1 protein-coding gene is annotated in these 1134 nt (G+C 62.0%); it reads left to right on the top strand.

Going from position 1 to position 1134, the window contains the following annotated elements; translation table 11 throughout:
• Positions 1-5: 5 nt before the first annotated feature.
• Positions 6-1134 (top strand): acetyl-CoA C-acyltransferase FadA (gene fadA, locus ACQKQA_RS30410; RefSeq protein ID WP_427564807.1); only part of this gene is annotated, 1129 nt, incomplete at its 3' end.

Here is a 1134-nt window from a genome sequence, read left to right as displayed (position 1 = left end):
AATATATGAGCTTGAATCCTAGAGACGTCGTGATTGTCGACTTCGGTCGTACTCCGATGGGCCGTTCCAAGGGCGGCATGCACCGTAATACCCGCGCTGAAGACATGTCAGCGCACCTGATCAGCAAATTGCTGGAACGCAACGCCAAGGTCGATCCGGCGGAAGTCGAAGACGTGATCTGGGGCTGTGTGAACCAGACCCTGGAGCAGGGCTGGAACATCGCGCGCATGGCGTCGCTGATGACCCAGATCCCGCACACCTCGGCCGGCCAGACCGTCAGCCGCCTGTGCGGCTCGTCGATGAGCGCGTTGCACACCGCCGCCCAGGCGATCATGACCGGCAATGGTGACGTATTCGTGGTGGGTGGCGTCGAGCATATGGGCCACGTGAGCATGATGCACGGTGTTGATCCGAACCCGCACATGTCCCTGTACGCGGCGAAAGCCTCGGGCATGATGGGCCTGACTGCCGAGATGCTCGGCAAGATGCACGGCATTACCCGCGAGCAACAGGATGCCTTCGGCCTGCGCTCCCACCAGCTCGCCCACAAGGCGACCGTGGAAGGCAAGTTCAAGGACGAAATCATCCCGATGCAGGGTTACGACGAGAACGGTTTCCTGAAACTGTTCGACTACGACGAAACCATTCGTCCCGAGACCACCCTGGAAAGCCTGGCGACCCTCAAGCCGGCGTTCAATCCGAAGGGCGGTACCGTGACTGCCGGTACTTCGTCGCAGATCACCGACGGTGCTTCGTGCATGATCGTGATGTCGGCGCAGCGTGCCCAGGACCTGGGCATCCAGCCGATGGCCGTGATCCGCTCGATGGCCGTGGCGGGTGTGGACCCGGCGATCATGGGCTATGGTCCAGTACCGGCCACGCAGAAAGCACTGAAGCGTGCGGGCCTGGGGATTGCCGATATCGACTTCTTCGAGCTCAACGAAGCGTTCGCGGCACAGGCGCTGCCAGTGCTGAAAGACCTGAAAGTGCTCGACAAGATGGACGAGAAGGTTAACCTGCACGGCGCGCCGGGTCGCCCTGGCGCCGAGAAAAGGCTGCAAAGCGCCAGGATCGCCCTGGCGGTATTGCTCGGCAAAGGCCCCGATCGCGGCAACGAAATCGCTCGGCCGCAGG

The sequence above is a fragment of the Pseudomonas sp. NPDC089530 genome, from assembly GCF_050280705.1.
GTDB lineage: Bacteria > Pseudomonadota > Gammaproteobacteria > Pseudomonadales > Pseudomonadaceae > Aquipseudomonas.
This window is presented reverse-complemented; position numbering and strand designations above follow the sequence as displayed.